The sequence below is a fragment of the Burkholderia sp. LMU1-1-1.1 genome (genome assembly GCF_040675865.1).
GTDB lineage: Bacteria > Pseudomonadota > Gammaproteobacteria > Burkholderiales > Burkholderiaceae_D > Rugamonas.
The window spans coordinates 296,030-320,786 of record NZ_JBEGHG010000067.1; the positions used below are offsets into that span (position 1 = coordinate 296,030).

The 24,757-nt window shown below is 64.5% G+C and carries 15 protein-coding genes; 6 read left to right on the forward strand and 9 right to left on the reverse strand.

Translation table 11 applies throughout. From position 1 onward, the window contains the following. Positions 1–136: 136 nt before the first annotated feature. Entirely contained in the window at positions 137–2,047 is a 1,911-nt protein-coding gene (locus MRBLMU1_RS28910) for a SurA N-terminal domain-containing protein (protein WP_363509354.1), read from the forward strand. 65 nt (positions 2,048–2,112) lie between these two features. On the opposite strand, the gene MRBLMU1_RS28915 is transcribed toward MRBLMU1_RS28910, so the two are convergent. From MRBLMU1_RS28915 to MRBLMU1_RS28925, 3 genes are all read right to left on the reverse strand, one after another. Then, positions 2,113–4,590 (reverse strand): TonB-dependent receptor plug domain-containing protein, encoded by a 2,478-nt coding sequence (locus MRBLMU1_RS28915; protein WP_363509357.1) that lies wholly within the window; start codon positions 4,588–4,590, stop codon positions 2,113–2,115. Positions 4,591–5,147: 557 nt separating this feature from the next. Then, positions 5,148–6,209, reverse strand: coding sequence for a tRNA 2-selenouridine(34) synthase MnmH (gene mnmH / locus MRBLMU1_RS28920; protein ID WP_363509360.1), 1,062 nt, complete (start codon positions 6,207–6,209; stop codon positions 5,148–5,150). After that, complete coding sequence (locus MRBLMU1_RS28925; protein ID WP_363509362.1) at positions 6,206–6,868, reverse strand: arylesterase; 663 nt, start codon at positions 6,866–6,868, stop codon at positions 6,206–6,208. The genes mnmH and MRBLMU1_RS28925 overlap by 4 nt, the downstream gene beginning before the upstream one ends. Between MRBLMU1_RS28925 and MRBLMU1_RS28930 the strand changes: the two genes are divergently transcribed. Then, positions 6,867–7,637, forward strand: coding sequence for an ABC transporter ATP-binding protein (locus MRBLMU1_RS28930; RefSeq protein ID WP_414646126.1), 771 nt, complete (start codon positions 6,867–6,869; stop codon positions 7,635–7,637). The genes MRBLMU1_RS28925 and MRBLMU1_RS28930 overlap by 2 nt on opposite strands. A 27-nt stretch (positions 7,638–7,664) precedes the next feature. Here the strand turns inward: MRBLMU1_RS28930 and MRBLMU1_RS28935 are convergent, their stop codons facing one another. After that, a complete protein-coding gene (locus tag MRBLMU1_RS28935) occupies positions 7,665–9,188 on the reverse strand; it encodes an NAD(P)H-hydrate dehydratase (RefSeq protein ID WP_363509365.1) in 1,524 nt (507 codons plus the stop codon). Between the two features lie 106 nt (positions 9,189–9,294). On the opposite strand from MRBLMU1_RS28935, the gene MRBLMU1_RS28940 reads away from it, so the two are divergent. After that, complete coding sequence (locus tag MRBLMU1_RS28940) at positions 9,295–12,903, forward strand: hydantoinase B/oxoprolinase family protein (protein ID WP_363509368.1); 3,609 nt, start codon at positions 9,295–9,297, stop codon at positions 12,901–12,903. A 10-nt stretch (positions 12,904–12,913) separates the two neighbouring features. Here MRBLMU1_RS28940 and MRBLMU1_RS28945 read toward each other — a convergent pair whose 3' ends face one another. Together MRBLMU1_RS28945 and MRBLMU1_RS28950 are read right to left on the reverse strand one after the other, a co-directional pair. Next, the gene (locus MRBLMU1_RS28945) at positions 12,914–14,908 is read right to left on the reverse strand and encodes an acyltransferase family protein (RefSeq protein ID WP_363509371.1); all 1,995 of its coding nucleotides are present in this window, start codon (positions 14,906–14,908) and stop codon (positions 12,914–12,916) included. Between the two features lie 421 nt (positions 14,909–15,329). Further along, entirely contained in the window at positions 15,330–16,970 is a 1,641-nt protein-coding gene (locus MRBLMU1_RS28950; RefSeq protein WP_363509374.1) for a response regulator, read from the reverse strand. Between the two features lie 278 nt (positions 16,971–17,248). Between MRBLMU1_RS28950 and purL the strand changes: the two genes are divergently transcribed. Continuing rightward, positions 17,249–21,304: a phosphoribosylformylglycinamidine synthase gene (purL, locus tag MRBLMU1_RS28955; protein WP_363509377.1), complete on the forward strand. Its 4,056-nt coding sequence runs from the start codon at positions 17,249–17,251 to the stop codon at positions 21,302–21,304. A gap of 60 nt (positions 21,305–21,364) precedes the next feature. Here the strand turns inward: purL and MRBLMU1_RS28960 are convergent, their stop codons facing one another. Next, complete coding sequence (locus MRBLMU1_RS28960; protein ID WP_363509380.1) at positions 21,365–21,997, reverse strand: FxDxF family PEP-CTERM protein; 633 nt, start codon at positions 21,995–21,997, stop codon at positions 21,365–21,367. Between the two features lie 199 nt (positions 21,998–22,196). Then, complete coding sequence (locus MRBLMU1_RS28965) at positions 22,197–22,865, reverse strand: DNA alkylation repair protein (protein WP_363509383.1); 669 nt, start codon at positions 22,863–22,865, stop codon at positions 22,197–22,199. A 154-nt stretch (positions 22,866–23,019) separates the two neighbouring features. On the opposite strand from MRBLMU1_RS28965, the gene MRBLMU1_RS28970 reads away from it, so the two are divergent. Together MRBLMU1_RS28970 and MRBLMU1_RS28975 are read left to right on the forward strand one after the other, a co-directional pair. After that, positions 23,020–23,454 (forward strand): YeeE/YedE family protein, encoded by a 435-nt coding sequence (locus MRBLMU1_RS28970; protein ID WP_363509622.1) that lies wholly within the window; start codon positions 23,020–23,022, stop codon positions 23,452–23,454. Between the two features lie 11 nt (positions 23,455–23,465). Then, a complete protein-coding gene (locus MRBLMU1_RS28975; RefSeq protein WP_363509386.1) occupies positions 23,466–23,885 on the forward strand; it encodes a YeeE/YedE family protein in 420 nt (139 codons plus the stop codon). An 82-nt stretch (positions 23,886–23,967) separates the two neighbouring features. On the opposite strand, the gene MRBLMU1_RS28980 is transcribed toward MRBLMU1_RS28975, so the two are convergent. Next, on the reverse strand, positions 23,968–24,744 hold the full coding sequence (locus MRBLMU1_RS28980) for a peptidylprolyl isomerase (protein WP_363509389.1): 777 nt from the start codon (positions 24,742–24,744) through the stop codon (positions 23,968–23,970). Positions 24,745–24,757 lie beyond the last annotated feature (13 nt).

Here is a 24,757-nt window from a genome sequence, read left to right on the forward strand (position 1 = left end):
GGCGGCGGTGCCGTTCTGTCATGATTTACCCTTGCTATAGAGGGTGCCTCACTGTAAAATCCGCCAACCGGAATTGGCGAACGCGAGTTCGCCTTTTTTGTATGTGCAAGTTCCACTCAATCCGAATTGGCAGACCATGTTTGAATTTATTCGTACCCATCAACGCTTGATGCAGATTCTCCTGGCGATCATCATCGTCCCTTCGTTCGCGTTAGTCGGTCTCGAGGGCTACAAAGGCTTCGGCGACGACGCCACCACGATCGCCAAAGTCGCCGGTCAACCGGTGAGCCAGCAAGAGTTCGACAACGCGCTGCGCAACCAGCTCGACAGCTATCGCCAGCGCATGGGCGAGCAGTTCGACCAGAAGATGTTCGACACCCCCGAATTCAAGCAGAACCTGCTCGACCAGCTGATCGCCGAACGCGCGATCGCCGCCGAAGTGACCCGTTCGAACCTGAGCGTCAGCGACGTCCAGCTGCAAAAGGCCATCACCGAGCTGTTCGGCGGCCCGGGCACCTTCGACATGGAGCGCTACAAGCAGATCCTGGCCGCCCAGGGCTTGACCCCGGCCATGAACGACGCCCGCATGCGCCGCGACATGGCCCTGCAGCAGCTGGCCGGCTCGGTGCAAAGCACCGGCTTCGCCCCGCGCACCGTCGCCAAGACGCTGTCGGACATCGGCGCGCAGGAACGCGAAGTGCAGGAACTGCTGCTGCCGATCGCCGATTTCGTGCCGCAGGTCAAAGTCACCGACGAAATGGTCAAGGCGTACTACGAAAAGAACGGCAAGTTCTTCGAAGTGCCTGAACAGGCCAAGATCGAATACGTGGTCCTCAACAGCGATGCCGTGATGAGCCAGATCGCCGTCACCGACGCCGAAGTCGCCACCTACTACAACGCCAACCAGGCCGCCTTCACGACGCCGGAAACGCGCCGCGCCGCGCATGTGCTGATCACCTTGAAGAAAGGCGCCAACGCCGCCGAGACCGCCGCCGCCAAGGCCAAGGCCGACGCCATTGTCGCCGAGCTGCGCAAGAACCCGGCCGACTTCGCCAAGGTCGCCAAGGCCAAGTCGGAAGATCCGGTATCGGCCGAGCAGGGCGGCGATCTGGACATCGTCACCAAGGGCGTGCTGCCGGCACCGGTCGAAGCGGCCGTCATGAAGCTCAAGCAGGGCGAGATCAGCGACGCCGTGCAGTCGGAGTTCGGTTTCCACGTGCTGACCGTCAGCGCGCTGACGCCGGCCGTCGTCAAGCCGCTGGACGCCGTCAAGACCGAAGTGGCCGAGGCGCTGAAAAAGCAGAAGGCCGCCAAGAAGTATTCGGAAATGGCTGAGACGTTCACCAACACCGTCTACGAGCAATCCGACAGCCTGAAGCCGGTCGCCGACAAGCTGGGCCTGAAGATCGAAACCGCCGCCAACGTCTCGCGCAATCCATCGCCGATGGCCGGCCCGGCGCCGTACAACAACGCCAAGTTCCTGGCCGCGCTGTTCTCGAACGACTCGATCAGCAGCAAGCGCAACACAGAAGCCGTCGAAGCCGCGCCAAGCACCCTGATCGCCGGCCGCATCGTCGAATTCAAGCCCGCCGCCAAGCGTCCGCTGGCCGAGGTCGATGCCGCGATCCGTCAGCGCGTGACGATGGAAGAAGCCGGCAAGCTGGCCACCAAGGCCGGCGCCGACAAACTGGCGGCGTTCAAGAAATCGGGCGACGCCGCCGGCTTCGGCGCGGCCAAGCTGGTCTCGCGTTCCAAGGCCGAAGGCATCAACGGCCTGGCCATGCAGGAAGTCATGAAGGCCGACACCACCAAGCTGCCGGCGTACGTCGGCGTGGACGTGCCGGGCATGGGTTACGGCATCTACCGCATCGGCAAGGTGCAGCAGCCTGCCGAGCAGGACGCCGAGCGCCGCAAAGCGGAAGCCGAGCAGATCAACACCATCGTCGCGCAGCAAGAGATGTATGAATACATCCAGTTGCTCAAGCAGCGCGCCAAGGTCAAGATCCTCAAGCCGATCCAGACCGCGGCGGTCACCGAAGTAAAGTAAGCCAAACGCAGCAAGAAAAAAAGCCCCGAACGCCAAAAACGTTCGGGGCTTTTTCGTGGGGCCGATCAGAAGGTGTAACCCACCCGCGCGTAATAATACCCACCGTTGATCCCGATCGGCGAGAACGACGGATACTGCGTCACCGCCGCCGTGTTCAGCGCCGCGCGCGCCGCCGCCACATACTCCCGATTTACCTTGTCCGGATACTTGTTGAACAGGTTGTTGGCGCCGGCCGACACCGTCACCGCCTTAGTCACCCGATACGACACCTCCAGATCCGTCGTGAACAAGGTATCGATCTTGGTTTCGAAGTAGGTGACGTTGTTGAGCGAACTATAGCCCGACGACGGCCCGTAGATCGATTCGCGCAGATTGACCGTCCAGTCTCCCTTCTTCCACAATCCGCCCAGGTTGACGCGTACCTTCGGCGACGAGTTCTCCAGCGAGGCGATGGCCGACTGGTCCAGCAGGCGCTGCGGCAGCAACTGCGATGGCGCCTGGTTGACCTTGGTCACCGTCACCTTGTTGTAGTTGGCCGCCGCCGACCAGTCCACCCGGCCCAGGTCGCCGAAATTGCTACCGTACGACAGCACCGCCTCGATCCCCTTGTTGCGGGTATTGGCCGCGTTCGAGAACACGCTGATGCCGGTGCGCGTGACGGTCGGGTCGAGGATGTTGCCGTTGGCGCGGATGGCGGCCACCACCGCCGGCGAATTGACCGTGTTGCCGGACCCGAACAAGGTGCCGCTGCCGACGATGCGGTCGTGGATGCTGATGCTGTAGGCGTCGACCGTGACGGTGGCTTTCGGCACCGGATGGAACACCATCCCCAGGCTGTAGTTCTGCGATTTCTCCGGTTTCAGACCATTGATGCCGACCAGCGCGGCGGCCGGCGAGTTCGGCGCCAGTTGTACCGACGCCTGCGTCGGCGAGACGTTGGTGGCCGAGTAGTATTGTTCAGCCATGGTCGGCGCGCGGAAACCGTTGCTGACCGTGCCGCGCAGCGCGAACGCCGGCGTGAAGTCGTAGCGGCCCGTGAACTTGCCCACGCGCGCACTGCCGAAGTCGCTGTAGTCCTCGAAGCGGGCGGCAACGTCGATCTTCAAATTGGCGATCGGCGAGCCGGCGACGTCGATGTAGACCGATTTGTTGTTGCGGTCGTGCTTGCCGGCGTCGGTCAGCGAGAAGCCCGGATACGATTGCGAGCCTTCCTTGTAGCGCGAGGCGGGGTCGCCGGCGCCGATCTCGTAGCCGTCGCGGCGGTACTCGACACCGCCGGCCACCGACAGCGGCGAGGCCCAGCCGACGGCGAACTCGCGGTTCACCTCCAGCGACGTGGTCCACTGGGTGGCGGTGAACGTGCCGGCGTGGAACAACGTCGGCGAGGCGCCGGTGTCGTTGAACAGCGAGATGTTGCCGGAGTTCTTGACGCCGATCTTGGCCTCGTCCTTGCCGTAGGTGCTGCTCAAATCCCAGTTCCAGCCGGCCAGCTCGCCCTTGGCGCCGCCGGTGAAGCCGTAGTCGGTCTCGTCCAGGGTCTGCTTCGGGTTGAAGCCGTTCGGGTACATGCGCGGAATGCGGTTCGGCACGCGGTAGTTCTGGAACGAATCGGCCTCTTTCTTGCCATAGGTGGCGATGGTGTACAGCTCGGTGCCGCCCAGGTCGATGCCGCCGTTCAGGGACAGCAGGTTCAGGTGGTAGGCGGCGTCGCCGGAGATCTTGTTGGCGTACGGGTAGCCGTCGGCCTGCGTCAGGGTCGGCATGGACGCCAGGTTGGCGGCGTTGGTCACGCGCGGGTCGATGTCCGAGCGCATGCTGTGGCCGTGGTACTTGGTTTCGCCGGTCAGGTTCAGGTAGCTGTTGGCGCTCGGCTCGAACCCGATGTTGAAGCTGGCGTCGCCGGTCTTGCCGCCTTCGTCGAAGTAGCGGCCGGCGGTGCCGGTCAGCGAGCCGCCCGAGCTATCCTTCTTGAGGATGATGTTGATCACGCCGGCGATTGCGTCGGTGCCGTATTGGGCGGCGGCGCCGTCCTGCAGCACCTCGATGTGGTCGATGGCGGCCACCGGGATGAAGTTCAGGTCGGTCGCGGCGCCGCCCTGGAACGGGCCTGCCAGCACGGCCAGGTTGGAGGTTGTGTGGCGGCGCTTGCCGTTGACCAGCACCAGGGTATTGTTCGGGCTCAGGCCGCGCAGGCGGGCCGACAGGGTCATGTTGGCGGTGTCGCCGCCGAAGGCCTGGGCGGTGAAGGAGGGCAGGTTCTGCGCCAGCGCCTGGATCAGGTCGGGCTGGCCGGTGCGTTCCAGCGAACCGGAATCGAGCACCTGGATCGGCGATGCGCTGTCGACGGCCTTCAGGCCGCCGCGCCGGGTGCCGGTGACGATGACGGCGGAGATGTTGTCGCCGGCGGCCGGGGCCGGGGCGGGCGCCGCGGCTGCTGCGGCGTCGGCGGCGGTATCGGCGTCGGCCGCGAAGACGTTCGCGGCCGCGCCGGCGGTCAGTGCCAGCAGTACGGCTTGGGTCAACAGGCGTTTTTTCGTGTGCATCGGATGCTTCATTGGTGCCGCTCCTTCTGGTTTAAAAAATTTAGGCGCAAGTGTCCCCAGACCCCGTCGCGGGGTTTTCTTTTGGGTTCGTGGTGGGTGGACGCCGGCATGAAACTGGCGTAAGGGACAATTACCTTATCGCAAGATGTGTGCCAAGATAGCAAACTGAAAGCTATGTAAATACTTTAGCGGATTGGGCGGAGCGGCCGCCCGTGGAGGTGATTTTTTGTGCGGAAATCGGCATGCGGCGCTTTGTAACAAAGTTGTTACAAGCGGGGCTTGGGAATGCACTGATTTGGGGGATGCACTACGGTGGGTGGTTGTCGGATGGGTCTCCGGCGGCGGATACATGGCGGATTACGCTGCGCTAATCCGCCCTACGTGTCTCCGCGTCGAATCGGCGTTCCGTGGTCCGCTGTCATCGGGATTTGTGGTCGGCTTTCATCATCGCCATCGCCTGACCATGGAGACACGTAGGGCGGATTAGGCGGAACGCCGTAATCCGCCATCGTTGAGCCGTCGCCGAGCGTAATATCCCTAAGGCGGTGTAGAGATGTTTATCGCGCTGTGGCGATCAGCTCCGCCGCCGCCTTGTCGAACGCGGTTGTGTCGATATCGTCAAGCTCCAGCACCGTGGCCTCGCCGAATTTGACGAAGTTGCGGTCGATCGAGCGCAGGTAGGCCGGGTCGTAGTGCCGCTCCAGCAATTCCTCCACCAGCGGCGCCATTTGGCCGCCGTTGGACATCGACTGCCAGCGGGTGATGGTTTCGCGCCCGTGCAGCGCCGTCAAATGCTCCAGCTGCTCGTTCAACGATGCCGGGCTGACCAGGAAATGCTGGTAATCCTCCATCAGCAGCCGCACGCGATTGGCGCGCGACAAGGTCAGCGAGATGCAGTCCGACGCCCGCATCGTCTCCATCAATGCCGTGGGCACGCGCAGGTTGCCGACTTTCTTGCTCTCCGACTCGACAAACACCGGCAGCGCCGGGTCGAAGCGCCGCAAGATCTCCCAGATGCTGGTTTCGAACGCCTTCTGGCTGGGCTGCGGCTGGCTGGGCAGGTTGCCCAGCACCGAGCCACGGTGCGCGGCCAGCTGTTCCAGATCCAATACCTGCGCGCCATGCGCGTGCAGCACCTCCAGCAAACGGCTTTTGCCGCTGCCCGTCGTGCCGCACACGACCTTGAAGCGCAGCGGCGGCGCCACCTCCAGCGCGGCGCTGACGTGCGCGCGGAAGGCCTTGTAGCCGCCGTCGAGCTGCACCACCGGCCAGCCGATCTTGGCCAGGATGTGCGCCATCGAGCCGCTGCGGTTGCCGCCGCGCCAACAATAGACCAGCGGCCGCCATTCGCGCGGCTTGTCCAGCCACAGCCGCTCGATGTGGTTGGCGATATTGGCCGCCACCAGCGCCGCGCCGACCTTCTTGGCTTCGAAGGAATTAACCTGCTTGTACATGGTGCCGACGCGGATGCGTTGCTCGTCGTCGAGCACCGGCGCGTTGATGGCCCCGGGCAAGTGGTCGAGCGCGTATTCGGACGGGCTGCGCGCGTCGATGATGGCATCGAAACTGTTCAACTGACGCAGCACGTCGTCGATGCCGAGAATTTCCGGATACTTCATTTTGCCTTGATGGTTTTTTGCAGCACGGGCCAGATATTGGCCAGGATAGTCGGGTGGGCCTGGGCCAGCGGGTGCAGGCGGTCCGCCTGGAACAACTGGGTCTTGTCGGCAACCCCGTCGAGCATGAACGGCACCAGCGGCGCCTTGAATTCTTTGCTCAACGTGCCATACATGGCGAAGAACTTGTCGGAGTAGTCGCGTCCGTAGTTTGGTGGGATACGCATGCCGACCAGCATGACCTTGGCGCCGGCCTTGGTGGCGGCCTCGTTCATGGCGCGCAGGTTGGACTCGGCGGCCTTGACCGGCAGCCCGCGCAGGCCGTCGTTGGCGCCCAGTTCGATGACCACCAGCGCCGGCTGATACTTGGCCAGCAACGCCGGCAGGCGGGTGCGGCCGCCGCTGGTGGTCTCGCCGCTGACGCTGGCGTTGACCAGCACGGCGTCGATCTTCTCGTCCTTGAGCTTTTTCTCGGCCAGCGCCACCCAGCCGGCGCCGCGCGCCAGGCCGTACTCGGCCGACAGGCTGTCCCCGAGCACAAGCACGGTTTTTGGTGCAGAATAGGCGCTCGCCGCTGCCGACAACATGAGCAGGGCGGCCAGTACGTGTACACTTAGTTTCTTCGATAAATCTGTTGCCAACTTACTCAATACATTTCGCATGCCCGATTTCCCTAAAGCGTCTTCCAATTTCGTCCCGGATGGTCCCGGCGGCGGTTATAACACGGCGGGCACGGCGGCTGCCGTGGAGCCGGCCTCCCTGCTCGATAGCCCCGCCATCGCTGTCAGCGGCCTGGCCAAGCGCGTCGCCGACGCCAGTGGCGAACTGACGATTTTGCACGAGGTGGATTTTACCGTGCAAAAAGCCGAGACGCTTGCCATTGTAGGCGCTTCCGGATCAGGCAAGTCCACATTGCTCGGTTTGCTGGCCGGCCTGGATACCCCGAGCGCCGGCAAGGTGGTGCTCGACGGCGTGGACATCTACGCGCTGGACGAGGACGGCCGCGCCGCGCTGCGCAAGGAAAAGCTGGGCTTCGTGTTCCAGTCGTTCCAGTTGCTGGCGCATTTGACGGCGGTCGAGAATGTCATGCTGCCATTGGAATTGAGCGGCGCCACGCATGCGCGCGAGAAGGCCGAGGCAATGCTCGACCGGGTAGGGTTGTCGAGCCGGTTGAAGCACTATCCCAAATATCTGTCCGGCGGCGAGCAGCAGCGGGTGGCGCTGGCGCGCGCGTTCGTCACCGAGCCGCCGCTGTTGTTCGCCGACGAGCCGACCGGCAGCCTGGACGCCGCGACCGGCGAATCGGTCATCAAATTGATGTTTGAATTGAACCGCCAGCATGGTTCGACGTTGGTGTTGGTCACCCACGACCAGTCGATGGCGGCGCGTTGCGGCCGCACCATCACCATCGCGGCCGGGCGGTTGGTCTAACAAGCGGCGTTGGCGGCGGCATCACCGTCATCTCCCGTGATGCTGCACCATCCGGTTCAACGCCACCCGTATCGCCGGTATCAACTCTCCCGCCGTCAAACCGATTGGCCCGGCGCCGTCGGCGACCAGCACATCGGCCGCCATGCCGTGCAGCCACACGGCGCCCAGCGCCGCCTCCCACTGCGGCCAGCCCTGCGCCATCAGGCTGCCGCATAGCCCCGCCAGCACATCGCCGGTTCCGGCCGTCGCCAGCGCCGGATTCCCGGTGGTGTTGATGACAACCCCGCCGGTGGGCGCCGCGATCACCGTTCCCGATCCTTTCAGCACCACCACCGCGTTCAACGCGGCCGCCAGCTCGCGCGCCGCCAGCACCCGGTCCGCCTGCACCTCGGCGACCGAACACTCCAGCAAGCGCGCCGCCTCCAGCGGATGCGGGGTCAGCACCGCCGGCTGCTTGCGCCCCGCCAGCGCCTCCCGCAGCGCCGGCGTGGCCGCGATCAGATTGAGCGCGTCCGCGTCGGCCAGCAAGGCGCCGTCGCAGGCGATGGCGCGCGCCAGCAGCCCGGCCGCCGCCGACGACGCCCCCAGCCCCGGCCCGATCACCAGCGTGGCCGTCTCCAGATCGAAATCGCCGGCGGCACGGCACATCAACTCCGGCTGGCCGGCGTCGCAGGGCAGCGGTTCGTCGACAAACAGCGCGTAGACACGGCCGGCGCCGCTGTGCAGCGCGGCCCGCGCGGCCAGCAACGGCGCGCCGCGCATGCCGGACGCGCCGCCGATCACAGCCACGTTGCCGTAACTGCCTTTGTGCGAACTGTGCTGGCGCGGCCGCAGATGGCGCGAGAACAACTTGACGTCGTTCACATGCATGCTGGCCGGCGGGAACAGGGCGGCGTCGATCTCCAGCCGCGAGACGTCCACCAAGCCGGCGTAATCGCGGCCCTCGCAGGTGTGCAGGCCCGGCTTGTCGCCGATGAAGGTGATCGTGTGCGTGGCGCGCACGGCCACGCCGTCCGGGCCGACGATGGCGCCGGTGTCCGCGTCCAGGCCGCTGGGCACGTCCAGCGCCAGCACCTGGCACTTGAGCAGGTTGACCGCCTCCACCAGCGCCCGCATCGCGCCGTCCAGCGGCCGCTTCAGGCCGATGCCGAACAGGCCGTCGACCACCAGGTTCCAGTCGGTGCCGGCCACCAGCGCCTCGGCGGAATTGTCGATATCGGTGAGCTCGGCGAACGACGCGTCGCTGACGCGCGCGCGCTGCAGCGCGGTCTGGCGCTCGATCGAGGGCTCGCCGGTGGGCGGGTAGTGCAGCACCGTGACGCTGGCGCCGGCGTAGGCCAGATGGGCGGCCGCCTCCAGCGCGTCGCCGCCGTTGTTGCCGGGACCGGCAAGCACGAGCACCCTGGCGTGGTTGGTGGAGAACGGCAGCATGTCGAGCGCGGCGTTGGCGCCGGACTGGCCGGCGCGCTGCATCAGCGCGCCGTCCGGGAGCACCGCTGCGGCGCCGTGTTCGATGGCGCGGATTTCGGCGACGGAATAGAGTGGGTTCATGGTGCCATCTTAGCATCAAAATTTGTTTGGACACCGCAGGAACGCGCTTCCAAGCGCGCCGCCCACACACTACAATAGAAGCTTCACTAGGCGTTTTGAGGCAGGCATGGATTGGCAATTCTGGATCGACCGCGGCGGCACGTTCACCGACATCGTGGCGCGTCCGCCCGACGGCCATTTGCGCACGTTGAAGCTGTTGTCCGAGAATCCGGAACACTACGCCGACGCCGCCATCGCCGGCATCCGCCAGATGATGGGCGTCGCCAAGGGCAAGGCGATCCCCGTGGCGCAGATCGGCGCCGTCAAGATGGGCACCACGGTGGCCACCAACGCGCTGCTCGAGCGCAAGGGCGAGCCAACCGCGCTGGCCATCACGCGCGGCTTCGGCGACGCGCTGCGCATCGCCTACCAGAACCGTCCGCGCCTGTTCGACCGCCACATCGTGCTGCCGGAGCTGCTGTATCAACACGTGATCGAGATCGACGAGCGCGTCGGCGCCCACGGCGACACCGTGACCGCGCTCGATCTCGACGCCGCCCGTGCCGGCCTGCAGGCGGCCTACGACCAGGGCCTGCGCTCGCTGGCGATCGTCTTCATGCACGGCTACCGTTACCACGAGCACGAAAAACGGGTGGCCGAGGCGGCGCGCGCGATCGGCTTTACGCAGGTGTCGGTGTCGCACGAAGCGAGCCCGATGATGAAGCTGGTGGCGCGCGGCGACACCACCGTCGTCGACGCCTACCTGTCGCCGATCCTGCGGCGCTACGTCGACCAGGTGGCCCGCGAGATGCCGGGCGTGAACCTGCAGTTCATGCAGTCGAGCGGCGGCCTGACCGACGCGCGCGCCTTCCAGGGCAAGGATAGTATTTTGAGCGGCCCGGCCGGCGGCATCGTCGGCATGGTGCGCGCCAGCAAGCTGGCCGGCTTCGACAAGGTGATCGGCTTCGACATGGGCGGCACCTCGACCGACGTGTCGCATTACTCCGGCGAGTTCGAACGCGTGTTCGAGACCCAGGTGGCCGGCGTGCGCATGCGCGCGCCGATGATGAGCATCCACACGGTGGCCGCGGGCGGCGGCTCGATCCTGCATTTCGACGGTAGCCGCTACCGCGTCGGCCCGGACAGCGCTGGCGCCAATCCCGGGCCGGCCAGCTACCGGCGCGGCGGGCCGCTGGCGGTCACCGACTGCAATGTCATGCTCGGCAAGATCCAGCCGCAGCATTTTCCGCACCTGTTCGGCGGCGACGGCCGCCAGGCGCTCGACGCCGAGACGGTGCGGGCCGGCTTCCGCGAACTGGCGGCGCACATCGCCGCCGCGACCGGCCTGGAGACGACCGCCGAGCAGGTCGCCGAGGGCTTTATCGAGATCGCCGTCGGCAACATGGCCAACGCGATCAAGCAGATCTCGGTACAGCGCGGCCACGACGTGACCGACTACACGCTCACCAGCTTCGGCGGCGCCGGCGGGCAGCACGCCTGCCTGGTGGCCGACGCGCTGGGCATGAAGACGGTGTTCGTTCATTCGCTGGCCGGCGTGATGTCGGCCTACGGCATGGGCCTGGCCGACCAGACCGCGATGCGCGAGGCCGCCGTCGAGGAGCGCATGACGGAGCCGCTGCAACCGGAGCTGATCGCGCGCCTCGACGCGCTGGGCGAACAGGCATGCGACGATCTGTACGACCAGGGCGTGGCCGACGAGCGCATCACGTTGATACGGCGCGTGCATCTGCGCTACGAGGGCACCGATTCGGCGCTGATCGTACTGTTCGACAACATCCATGGCATGAGGTCCCAGTTCGAGGCGGCCTACCGCAAGCGCTATTCCTTCCTGATGGAAGCGAAGGCGCTGATCGTCGAGGCGGTGTCGGTGGAGGCGGTCGGCAAGTCCGACGCCCCGGCCGAGCATGTCGAGCCGGCGCCGCGCCGCGTTTCCGGCCTGGCGCCGGACGCCGTCGTGCCGATGTACTCGGGCGGCCGCTGGCGCCAGACCAGCCTGTATCAGCGCTCGGCCACGCGCATCGGCGACATCGTCAAGGGCCCGGCCATCATCGCCGAGGCCAACGCCACCACCATCGTCGAGCCGGGCTGGCAGGCCGAGGTCTCGCCGCACGACCACCTGGTGCTGCGGCGCGTGGCGGCGCTGCCGGAGCGGCGCGCCATCGGCACCAGCGCCGATCCGGTGATGCTGGAGATCTTCAACAACCTGTTCATGTCGATCGCCGAGCAAATGGGGCTGCGGCTGCAGAACACCGCTTATTCGGTCAACATCAAAGAGCGGCTCGACTTCAGCTGCGCGATTTTCGACGCCGACGGCAACCTGATCGCCAACGCGCCGCACATGCCGGTGCACCTGGGCTCGATGGGCGAGAGCATCAAGACCGTCATGCGGGAGAACGCCGGCAAGATGCGCGCCGGCGACGTCTACATGCTCAACGATCCGTACAATGGCGGCACCCATCTGCCCGATGTCACCGTGATCTCGCCGGTGTTCGATGAGGCGGGCGAGGACATCCTGTTCTATGTCGGCTCGCGCGGCCACCACGCCGACATCGGCGGCACCACGCCGGGCTCGATGCCGCCGGATTCGCGCGTCATCGAGGAGGAGGGCGTGCTGATCAATAATTTCAAGCTGGTCGACGGCGCCGACGGCGGCCGCCTGCGCGACGCCGAAACGCGCGCCTTGCTGGCCGGCGCGCGCTACCCCGCGCGCAATCCGGACCAGAACATGGCCGACCTGCGCGCGCAGGTCGCCGCCAATCAAAAGGGCGTCGACGAGCTGCGCAAGATGGTCGCGCACTTCGGCCTGGACGTGGTGCAAGCCTACATGGGCCACGTGCAGGACAACGCCGAGGAGGCGGTGCGCCGGGTAATCGGCTCGCTCAAGGACGGCGCCTACACGCTGCCGCTCGATAACGGCGCGCGGATCCAGGTGGCCGTGCGGGTCGACCAGGCCAATCGCGGCGCCGAGATCGACTTCACCGGCACGTCGGCCCAGCTGGACAACAACTTCAACGCGCCGTCGGCGGTGTGCATGGCGGCGGTGCTGTACGTGTTCCGCACCTTGGTCAACGACGAGATCCCGCTCAACGCCGGCTGCCTCAAGCCCTTGAAGGTGATCATCCCGCCCGGTTCCATGCTCAATCCGCACTATCCGGCGTCGGTCGTCTCCGGCAATGTCGAAACCTCGACCTGCATCACCAACGCCCTGTACGGCGCGCTGGGCGTGATGGCGGCGGCGCAGGGCACGATGAACAATTTTACTTTCGGCAACGCCAAATATCAGTATTACGAAACGATCAGCGGCGGTTCCGGCGCCGGGCCCGGCTTCGACGGCACCAGCGTGGTGCAGACCAATATGACCAATTCGCGCCTGACCGATCCCGAGATACTGGAGTTCCGCTTCCCGGTGCGGCTGGACGGCTACGAGATCCGCCACGGCAGCGGCGGCGCCGGACGCTGGCGCGGCGGAGATGGCGGCGTGCGCAAGGTGCGCTTCCTGGAGCCGATGACGGCGGCCATCCTGTCGAACAACCGCATCCACGCGCCGTTCGGCATGGCCGGCGGCGAGCCGGGCGCGCTCGGGCGCAACACCGTGCTGCGCGCCGGCGGCGGCGTCGAGCAGGTCGGCCATATCGGCAAGGTCGATATGCATGCGGGCGACGTGTTCGTCATCGAAACGCCCGGCGGCGGCGGCTACGGCGAGCCGGACCGCTAAAACAGACGTGTCAGAGGTCGGTACCGCGCCGCGCCGCAAACATCGTCGAGAACATCGGCTTCAGGAAACCCGCGCCGTAGCGGCTCAGGTGATCGTCGTCGAAGTACATCGAGCGATGGTTCACCAGCGCGTCGCAGCGCTCCTTGCCGCACAAATAGGGCAGTGGATCGAGGATGGTGACGCCGCACTGGTCGCGGGCGGCATCCTGCGCCTGCCATACCAGCGCGTGCCGCTTGGCGTATTCGTCCATCGGCATGGAAATCGTCTTGTCCGCGCCCAGCACCATCGCGTGGCCCAGCGCGTTGGGCACGTGGACCCGCATTTCCGCGACCGGCCGCATCATGTAGACCTTGCGGTGCCTGGCGATGGCGCAGGCGGTGTCGATCATGTTCTGGCGCACCTCGCGGTAAAACGCCGGGCTGCGCGAGGCGTAGTGCTGGTTGAAGTAGAAGTCCGGCGCCGTGACGTCCTCGTCTGCGTCATCCTCGTTCGGTCCCTGCATGTACAGCGAGCTGCGATTGATGATCAGCACCGGCACCGACGCCGGCACCGTCGCCAGGTGTTTCATGACCCAGGACATGAATTGGTCGCAATGGAAGGACGCATCATTGCTGCTGTGCAGGTTCAGCATCGACGGGCAGCCTGACATGGTCCAGCGCAACGCCCCCATGTCGGCCCGCGGCAGCGCGCTTTTGACCGCGCCGAACAGCGCGGCCGCGTGGCTGTCGCCCAGCACGATGACGCCCAGTGTCGGCCCGCCCGCCACGCAGCCCTTGTCGTTGCCATGTTCCATGATGCGGCAGTCCGGGAAACCATCGTCCTTTTCGGCCGCGACGGCGAACATCTGCTGGGCTTCGCTGGACAGGCGGGCGGGCACGCCGCCCAGATGGGCGATCAGGGTACCGGGCAGCACGATGGCCGCGCAGGCGGCGGCGAGCGCGGCCGAACCGGCGCCGCGCGGCATGGCGTCGAGCGGGCGTCGCATCCGCGTTTCGACCAGCACGTACGACAGGTGGCCGAGCACGAACGTCAGCGCCACGCAACAGGCGGTCAGGACCAGATTGCGTTTGTCGCCGAAATGGTAGATGCCGACCACCAGCGGCCAGTGCCACAGGTACATCGAATACGACCGCTCACCGATCCAGCGCAGCGGCGCCCAGTTGGTGAGCACGGAGTTTTCCTTTGCCGCGAGTAGCACCATCACCGTGCCGAGCACCGGCACCAGCGCGCGCCATTGCGGCCAGACCAGGTGCCCGAAAGTGAGGATGGCGTAGGCGATCAGGGCCAGGCCGCCGACCTCCAGTCCGTGGCGCAGCGCCGCGGAACGCGGCGGACGGATGGCCGTCAGCGCCACCACGCCGCCGGCGACCATCTCCCAGGCGCGGAACGGCAGCAGGAAAAACGCGGTTCCAGGTTTGTTGGCGGCCACGTACAGGCACAGGCCGAGCGACAGCAGGCCGCCGGCGACCAATAGCGCGAGCAGCGCGCGCGGCGACGGCCGGATTTTCCATGTCAGCAGCATCGCCACCGGCAGCAGCATGTAGAACTGCCATTCGACCGACAGCGACCAGGTGTGCATCAGCCAGATGCCGTGGGCGTTGCCGGTGAAGTAGCCGGTCTCGCGCCAGAATTTCATATTCGACCAGAACAACACGGCGCTGCGGGCCTGTTCGCCGTACGCGGAGAATTCCTCCGGCGACATGACAAACCAGCCCACCACGAACAGCGTGGCGCACATGACGATCAGCGCGGGCCAGATCCGCTTGCCGCGCGCCAGGAAGAAATGCCACAGGAAGGCTAGCGGCGCGGCCGCCGCGCCGCCTTGCAAGGCGCGCGCGATGATGCCCGTCATTAAAAATCCGGAAATGACGAAAAAGATGTCGACGCCGACATATCCGCCATTGAAGCCGCGTACTTTAAAGTGGAACAGGATAACAGCGAGTACCGCCCACGCCCGCAACCCGTTGATGTCCGCGCGAAAGCCGCGATGCGCCGCCTTGTTCATGTCTGGCCCCGTAAAATTGCAAATAAATCACTATCATCGTGAAAGATGCCAATTTTACTATATTGGGTACCAAATCGCTAATAGAAATTTACTAATGGAAATTGGTGCGGGGCATCATGGCGCGTGGGGATGCACGCTCTGACGGAGGCGGGACGCGATACCCCGGGGCGCGTCCGGCGATACCGCGCATTCGGCGCTTGTTGAAAAGATAGGCGATCAGTACAGTTTGTTTTTGTCCAACGACGAGACAACCATGCGTACGCTCTTCAGACTCTTGCGCGGACACGGAACGCCCAACTCGGCGGTCGTTTCCGCCTTCGTTTTATGCGGGCTTTACTTCGTGTCGTGGTATCTGATCAGCCATTGGTCGGATTTTCCGGCGTCGCCGATTTTTTACCGTTAAGAGGGCCTTGCGCCCATCTCAGGCGGTGGTGGCGATACCGTACTTGCGCTGGGTGTGATAGTACTGCGCCTGCAGCGCTTCCAGCGACGGATGGGCCGGGTCGATCTTGCGCATGCGTTCCAGCAGATAGGCGCATTGCTCGGCCAGCGGCACTTCCCAGCCCAGATCGTCCAGCTGCTTCAACATCGCCGACGCCGCCGCCGGCAGCAGCGACATGTTGGCCGGCGCCTTGCGCAGGCCGGCGTTGAGCGTGTCGACCGCCGCCCGCAGGTCGCCCTGGCCGCGCATCGCGGCCGCGTCGGCCAGCAGTTCCCCGACCTGCATCTTGATCTGTTCGCCCATGCCCTCCGCCAGGTCGTGGCGGCCGGCCCGTTCGAACACCTGCACGGCGTCGTCCATCGTCACGCCGCTGTCGGTGTCGTTCATCAGGTTGAGCATGACGTTCGACGCTTGCTGGTCGAGCTTGACGTTCAGGCAGCTGTGCACCAGGCCGATCTTCAGGCCGGTCGACAGGCCGCGCGCGTTCTCGATGGCGTTGACGGCCGTGGTCAGCTCGGTCGCGGCGCCGGCCAGGTTGCCTGTCATTTCCTGCACCATCCCGGCGGCGATGGCGCGGCAGGCCTCGGTGTTGGCGTTGCCGCGCAGCGAGCGCTCCATGTCGCGGATCACGCCGCTGGCCTGGTTGGCGTCGCCTTTCTTGACCAGGGTCTTGACCAGCTTGACGTGGTCCTCGGGGTCGCGGAACTCGGAATACTTGGCCTTGGCGACGACCTGCTTGAAGGCTTTCTCGGCGACGCCGACGTCGCCCGTCTCCAGCGCCACCTCGCCCAGGTGGCGCAGCCGGCGCACCATGTTGGGCGAGATGCCGACCGCGTCCTCCAGCACCTTCTTGGCCGACTCCTGCTGGCCCAGCGCTTCGTGGGTGCGCGCCAGCAGGTCGTAGGCGGCCATGAATTTCGGATGCTGTTCCAGCAGGTCGACCAGGGTGCGCTGCGCCTCGACGAATTTCTGCAGCCCGAACTGGCAGCGCGCCATGCCCAGGTGGGCCCAGGCGGTGGGGCGGGTCAGCAGGATGGTCTGATAGACGAATTCGGCCTCGACCAGGTCGTCGATCGATACCAGCAGCTCGGCGCGCAGCCGGGCGTAATCGTTGGCGTAGCGGGGATGCTTGTCCTCGCCTTCCTTGCAGCTGGTGATGGCCTTGCGGATGCTGCCGGCGGCCAGTTGCTGGTACACCGGCCAGAACACCTCGCGCCGTTCGACGGCGCGGCCGATGCGCTGCAGCAGTGAATCGACGGTGAACGGTTTGAGGATGTAATCGGTCGGCGCCAGCTCGACCGCGCCGATGACCTTGCTGTAGACACCCTCGGAGGTGAGCATGATGAAGATGGTCCACTGGGCGATCAGCTTGTGGTGGCGCAGGTCTTCGAGCAGTTGCTGGCCGTCCTGGCCATTGGCTTCGCCGCTGCCGTTGCCCAGGTCGTATTCGCACAGCACGATGTCGTAGGGCTTTTTGGACAACTGCCGGATGGCGGTGCCGGAGCTGACCGCGTATTCGATCTTGGTGATCGACGACTGGTTCAGCATATTGTGCAGGCTGCCGCGCATACCCGGGTTCGGGTCGACGATGAGCACCGATAAGTCGCTATATTCTGCCATGATGCAAACCCCTGCTTATGTTCCCCTGCCTATTCGGCCTAGCATACTCCAAGGCAAGTAAAAATGTTACAGAAACCCCGCGCCCGGCGCGCAAAGAAGGGGTTTTCTTGGGCAAATCGCCCTTGAATGTTGCTTTGGCGGCAGTTTTTGGGTGGAAATGGCGCTGTATGGCGAGGCTGCTAACGGGTATAATGCGCGCAAAGGAACACTGCAAGAATTAGCCTCATGCCTCATCGCCCTTTAATCCGCAGCCTTGCTGCATCAACCATCCTCCAAATATGTTGATTCTGCCGGGCTCCAACGCCCTGTCCGCATTCCGTAGCCAACGCCTGTTAACCCAATTGCAAGCTGCGCTGCCGTCCGTCGCCGCCGTCCAGGCGCGCTATGTCCACTTCATCGACGCCGCCCAGCCGCTGTCGGCCGACGACACCGGCCGCCTTGGCGCGCTGCTGACCTACGGCGAGCCGGCCCACGCCGACAACACCGAGGGCGCGGTCGAAGAGTTCTTCGTCATCCCGCGTTTCGGCACGATCTCGCCGTGGGCCTCCAAGGCCACCGACATCGTCCACAACTGCGGCATGGCGCACGTCAAGCGCGTCGAGCGCGGCATCGCCTTCCGCATCAACCTGAAGACGGGCATTCTGGGCAGCAGCATCGGCGCGCCGAAGAAGCTGTCGGAAGAGGAAGTGCGCACCGTCGCCGCCTTGCTGCACGATCGCATGACCGAGTCGGTGCTGCGCTCGTCGGAGGAGGCTGCCGGCTTGTTCCGTACCTTGGATGCCAAGCCGCTGGAGTCGGTCGACGTGATCGGCATGGGCAAGAACGCGCTGGAGAAGGCCAACACTGACCTGGGCCTGGCGATGTCGGACGACGAGATCGAGTACCTGGACGCCGCCTTCACCAAGGCCGGCCGCAATCCGACCGACGTCGAGCTGATGATGTTCGCGCAGGCTAACAGCGAGCATTGCCGCCACAAGATTTTCAACGCCGACTGGACCATCGACGGCGTGGCGCAACCGAAGTCGCTGTTCGGCATGATCAAGAACACCCACCAGTTGCAGCCGAAGGGCACCATCGTCGCCTACAGCGACAACTCGTCGATCATGGAAGGCGCCGAAGTGATGCGCTTCTTCCCGCAGGGCGAGGCGCAGCAGTACGCGCCTATGACCGAATTGACGCACACCCTGATGAAGGTGGAAACCCACAACCACCCGACCGCGATTTCGCCGTTCCCGGGCGCCTCCACCGGCGCCGGCGGCGAGATCCGCGACGAGGGCGCGACCGGCCGCGGCGCCAAGCCGAAGGCCGGCCTGACCGGCTTCACGGTGTCGAACCTGCTGCTGCCGGGCGCCGTACAGGCCTGGGAAAACGACCTCGACGTCACCGCCCCGGTTTCCGGTTACCGCGACAGCGCGACCGCCAAGGCCTATGGCAAGCCGGACCGCATCGCCTCGGCGCTGCAGATCATGATCGAAGGCCCGCTCGGCGGCGCCGCGTTCAGCAACGAATTCGGCCGTCCGGTGCTGGGCGGTTACTTCCGCACCTACGAACAGAATATCGGCAAGCAGTTCGCCGGCGCCCAGGACACCGTGTTCGGCTACCACAAGCCGATCATGATCGCCGGCGGCATCGGCAACATCTCCGGCCAGCACACGCACAAGAACGACATCCCGGTCGGCAGCCTGCTGGTGCAGCTGGGTGGTCCCGGCATGCGCATCGGCATGGGCGGTTCGGCCGCGTCGTCGATGGCGACCGGCACCAACACGGCCGACCTGGACTTCGACTCGGTCCAGCGCGGCAACCCGGAGATGGAACGCCGCGCCCAGGAAGTGATCAACGGCTGCTGGCAGCTCGGTCCGAAGAACCCGATCATCTCGATCCACGACGTCGGCGCCGGCGGCCTGTCGAACGCCTTCCCGGAGATCACCAACGACGCCAAGCGCGGCGCGATCTTCGACCTGCGCAAGATCCCGCTGGAAGAAAGCGGCATGGCGCCGAAGGAAATCTGGTCCAACGAATCGCAGGAACGCTATGTGCTGGCCATCGCGCCGGAGAGCCTGCCGATGTTCAAGGCGCTGTGCGAGCGCGAGCGCTGCCTGTTCGCCGTCGTCGGCACCGCCACCGAGGAACGTCAACTGAAGCTGATCGATCCGGAGCTGGGCAACGAGCCGGTCGACATGCCGATGGACGTCCTGCTGGGCAAACCGCCGAAGATGCAGCGCGACGCGCATCACGTGCAAAACGACTTCCCGGCGATCGACCTGACCGGCATCGAACTGGAGGAGGCGGCCAAGCGCGTGCTGCTGCTGCCGACCGTCGGCGACAAGTCCTTCCTGATCACCATCGGCGACCGCACCGTGGGCGGCATGTCCGTGCGCGACCAGATGGTCGGCCCGTGGCAGGTGCCGGTGGCCGATTGCGCCGTTACCGCGATGAGCTTTGAAGGTTATCTCGGCGAAGCGATGGCGATGGGCGAGCGCACGCCGCTGGCCGTCATCAACGCCGCCGCTTCGGGCCGCATGGCCGTCGCCGAATCGATCACCAACATCGCCGCCGCCCCGATCAAGGACATCTCCGACATCAAATTGTCGGCCAACTGGATGGCCGCCTGCGGCCAGCCGGGCCAGGACGCGGCGCTGTTCGACACCGTCAAGGCGGTCGGCATGGAACTGTGTCCGGCGCTGGGCATCAGCATCCCGGTCGGCAAGGATTCGCTGTCGATGCGCACCACCTGGAAGGACGACGGTGATTCGAAGGCCGTCACCTCGCCGGTGTCGCTGATCGTCTCGGCCTTCGCGCCGGTGTACGACGTGCGCAAATCGCTGACGCCGCAGATCAAGACCGATGCCGGCGACACCGCCATGATCCTGATCGATCTGGGTCGCGGCAAGAACCGCCTGGGCGCCTCGGCGCTGTCGCTGGTCCTGGGCCAACTGGGTAACGAAACGCCGGACGTCGACAACCCGGAAGACCTGAAAGCCTTCTTCGCCGCCATCCAGCAGTTGAACGCGGACGGCAAACTGCTGGCCTACCACGACCGTTCCGACGGCGGCCTGTACGGCACCCTGACCGAGATGGCCTTCGCCGGCCGCGCGGGCCTGTCGATCAACCTCGACATCCTGACCCTGGAACAGGGCCACGGCGCCGACCAGGGCGACGCCAAGAACTGGGCCGGCCAGATCGCCGAACGCCGCAACGAGCAAACCTTGCGCGCGCTGTTCTCCGAGGAGCTGGGCGCCGTGATCCAGGTGCGCGCCGACGAGAAGTCGCTGGTCATGGACGTGCTGCGCTCCTTCAACCTGGGCGCGTGCAGCCATATCATCGGCAAGCCGAACGACCGTGGCGTGATCGAATTCACCCGCGACGCCAAGATTATCTACAACCAGCCGCGTTCCGCGCTGCACCGCCTGTGGAGCGAAACGAGCTGGCGCATCGCCCGCCTGCGCGACAATCCGGCCTGCGCCGACGCCGAATACGACCGCATCCTGGACGAAGCCGAACCAGGCATGACGCCGAAGATCACCTTCGACCTGTCCGAGAACGTGGCCGCGCCGTTCATCGCGACCGGCGTGCGTCCGCGCGTGGCGATCCTGCGCGAGCAGGGCGTCAACTCGCACATCGAAACCGCGTACGTGATGCACCAGGCGGGCTTCAACGCCGTCGACGTGCACATGAGCGATCTGATCGCCGGCCGCGTCAAGCTGGACGACTTCCAGGGTATCATCGCCGTCGGCGGCTTCTCGTACGGGGACGTGCTGGGCGCCGGCGAGGGCTGGGCCAAGACGATCCTGTTCAACGCCGCGCTGTCCGAGCAGTTCGCCCGCTTCTTCGCGCGCACCGACAGCTTCGGCCTGGGCGTCTGCAACGGTTGCCAGATGATGAGCAATCTGAAGTCCATCATCCCGGGCGCGCATGCGTGGCCGAAGTTCACCACCAACAAATCGGAGAAATTCGAAGCGCGCTTCGCGATGGTGGAAGTGCTCGATTCACCGTCGATCTTCTTCAACGGCATGGCCGGCACGCAAACCCCGATCGCCATCGCCCACGGCGAAGGGTATGCGGACTTCACCCAGACCGGCAACATCGCCGAGGCGGTAGCGGCGATGCGTTTCGTCGACCAGCGCGGCGCGGCCACCGAGGCTTATCCGTTCAACCCGAACGGCTCGCCGCAGGGCTTGACGTCGGTGACCACGGCCGATGGCCGCTTTACCGTGATGATGCCGCATGCCGAGCGCGTGTTCCGTTCGGTGCAGCAGTCCTGGCATCCGGAGGCGTGGGGCGAGGATTCGCCTTGGATGCGCATGTTCCGCAATGCCCGCAAGTTCGTGGGCTAAATAAAAAGAGCCGGGTTTATAACCCGGCTCTTTTTTTGTGCGGTGTCGCCCGGATGAAGCTTAGGCGGCGTTGCGGGCCCGTTTGCGGCGGCTCGCCAGTCCGATCAGCCCCAGGCCGGCGGCCATCATCGCGTAGGTCTCCGGTTCCGGTACGGCCGCGACCAGCAGATTGCCGCCGTAGTAGCCGGTCTGCGCGCCGCTCAGGTATATGGGAAAGTCCAGGCCGCTTCCGTTGACGTAGGCCGAGCCGAGGTAGCTGATGCCCCAGGTCGTGGTGACGGTGCCGTCATAGCCATAAGGATCTTCGACGCCGAAGTTGCTGGCGCCGACGTAGTAGACACTCCCGGCGGTCAGGTTCACAGCTGAAATGTTGTTGTAGCGGAAATCACCGATCAGCGTATCGCTGCTGGCCACGCTCGTGGAGGCCAACAAGTTGCCGTTTTCATCCCACAAGCCGACCTGATGATTGGCGGCGAAGCCATCATGGTCCCAGTCGAACGCGCCCAGGGCGGTCACCGCCGCCGACTGGTCGGCCCTGAAGGTGTAGCCCAGTGTCCAAGGGCCGTCACCGTTAAAGAGCGCGTAGTCGGCGGGCGTGACTGCCGGCCTCGGGTCCAACTGCGCGTGGGCCTGGCCGGCAAGAATTGCCAACAAAGCAAGCGCGATCACACTGGATTTCTTCATCATCATCATTTTCCCCTGGTTATGTAGATAAGAGCTGGCGTGCCGACGCGGGGATGCCGGTCGTTCACAGAATTTGTGAGGTAATTGCAATAATAACACTAACATTGTGTTAGGTGCATTTTTTATTGTTTTATATTTTCGTCCAGCACAAAGGCGCTTGACGGTCACGATCGCCGTCGCTGCGAAGCTGCGATGTGCCAAGCGCGGTTCAAATGTCGGAGGCGAGATGCTTATTCGCTTCCCGATAACTCAGGGGGGAAAGCCGGGCTTTTTCCGCCAAGATAAATGCCCGCACCGCTTGCGGATCGTGGCGCGCGTAATCCCTGAGCGCCCAGCCGATGGCTTTCTGAATAAAGAACTCTTTTTCATGCGCGCGCTGAAGGGAATAGGAAAAGAGCAAAGCCTGATCGGTTTTATCCCGCCACCCCAATTGATGCAGTATCGCCACCCGTCGAACCCACATGTTTTCATGGCCGATGGCTTGATCCATGCCGTCGTGCCGATAGCGCAAAACCTTGCCGATGACGGAGGCAATGGCGTCGACCGTATCCCACCAGGATTTTGACTGTACCAAACCGATCAAAAACGGCAGATGTTGAATATCGAGTTTATTGTTGTGCGCGGCCAGCAAATCGATGGCCGCGTATTGATATTCGCGGGCGGGATAATCCCATAATGCCTGGGCCAGCGCCGTTATCTGATCCGCAGTCTTCAGTTTCAAATTCTGGTACAGCGCCCTGGTAGCGTTGCGGCGCGCCGGCGTGGGGACGCCGAGAAACTCGAATTGACCGCGCATATAGGCAGCCATGGGAATGGCGCGCGCCGGGTCGGCGGCGCGTTGCAAGGCGAGGATGATGGCTTCGAGATCGCGATTCACAGGCGTGCAGGGGCTGAAATGTGTGTGAGTAAGCCAAATGTTAGCATGTAATAGCCAAGATCTGGCGTAGCGACACTCCGGGAAAAGCAAGGTGCTATAGTATAAACCCACACACCCAATCCGGGTTGCCGTCCTAAACCTAAAAGGAGCAATGATGTCTATTGATTGGCCATCCTTCACGCCGTGGGCATCGCTTGCCGGTGGAATACTAATTGGCGTTGCGGCGAGCGTGTTAATTTTATTTAATGGGCGAATAGCCGGCATCAGCGGAATTCTCGGCGGCTTGTTAAAGCCAGTCGCCGGGGACGCGGGCTGGCGAATCGCTTTTATCGGCGGCTTGCTCGGTGCACCACTTATTTACGGTTTAATCACGGAATTACCGGCAATCCAAATCGACGCCGGCTACGGCATTCTTATAATCGCCGGCTTATTGGTTGGTGTGGGAACGCGATATGGCGCCGGCTGCACCAGCGGCCATGGCGTCTGCGGTTTATCCCGCCTGTCGCCCCGTTCATTGGTGGCGACGATAACCTTCATGGCGGCCGGATTCGCGGCCACGTATATGGTCCGACATTTGATACTCAATTAGGGGGAGGGCGCATGCCTATATTAACGGCTTTGCTGGCCGGCCTGATTTTCGGCTTCGGCCTGATAATGTCGGGGATGGCCAATCCCGCCAAGGTGCTGGGTTTTCTCGACTTGGCGGGCGCCTGGGATCCGTCGCTGATGTTCGTCATGGGCGGCGCCATAGGTGTGGCTTTTTTCGCGTTTGCCGTGGCGACCCGGCGCAAGCTGACGCTGACCGGCGAGCCGATCAGCTTGCCGACATCGCGTCAAATCGACCGCCCTCTGGTGATCGGATCGCTGCTGTTCGGCATCGGCTGGGGCATCGCGGGCTTTTGTCCCGGCCCGGCGCTGGTCGGGGTCGGCCTGTTGCAGCCGAAGGCGCTGTTGTTCGTGCTGGCGATGCTTGCCGGCATGGGCCTGTTCGAGTGGCGTCGGCGGGCAAGGGGGGAATAGCGGGCCTGAAAAGCAAAACGCCCGATGACTTCACCGGGCGTTCGCGGGGGCCAGCGGCCGGGCCGCGCCGCTTGTTCCAGTATTACTGGACCTTGGCTTTCTTGATCAGTTCGTCGCGGTAGGCGGCGATCTTCTTCTGTTGCAGCGCTTCGGCAACCTGGCCTTTGACTTCGGCCAGCGCCGGCAGCTTGGTGGCGCGCGATTCTTCCAGCTTGATGACGTGGTAGCCGAACTCGGTCTTGACCGGGGTTTCGGTGATCGCGCCTGGTTTCAGGGCGATCATGGCGTCAGCGAAAGGCTTGACCAGCTTGGCCGGAGTCATCCAGCCCAGATCGCCGCCGTTGTTGGCCGAACCATCCTTCGATACCTTGGCCAGTTCTTCGAACTTGCCGCCGGCTTTCAGCTTGGTGATGATGTCCTTGGCTTCCTGTTCGGTCGCGACCAGGATGTGGCGCGAGTGGTATTCCTTGTCGCCGACGGCGGCCTTGTATTTGTCGTATTCGGCCTGGATTTCAGCATCCTTGACCGGGTTCTTCTTGACGTAGTCCGCCAGCATGGCGTTGATGGTGATGCTCTGCGCGGCGTTGTCGATGGCCGACTTCACTTCCGGCTTGGCGCCATAGCCTTGCTTGCTGGCTTCCTGCAGCAGCACTTCGCGGCCGATCAGTTCTTTCTTGACCATTTCGCGCAGCTGCGGGCTGTCGGGTTGCTGGCCTTGGGCGACCACTTGCTTGACCATCTGGTCTACCTTGGCGGCAGGAATAGCCTTTCCATTGACGGTCGCGGCGTTTTGCGCGAAAACCGGGGCTGCAACGACAGCGATCAGTGCTAACAACAGACGGGCTGGCTTCAACATCATTATTAAATCCTAT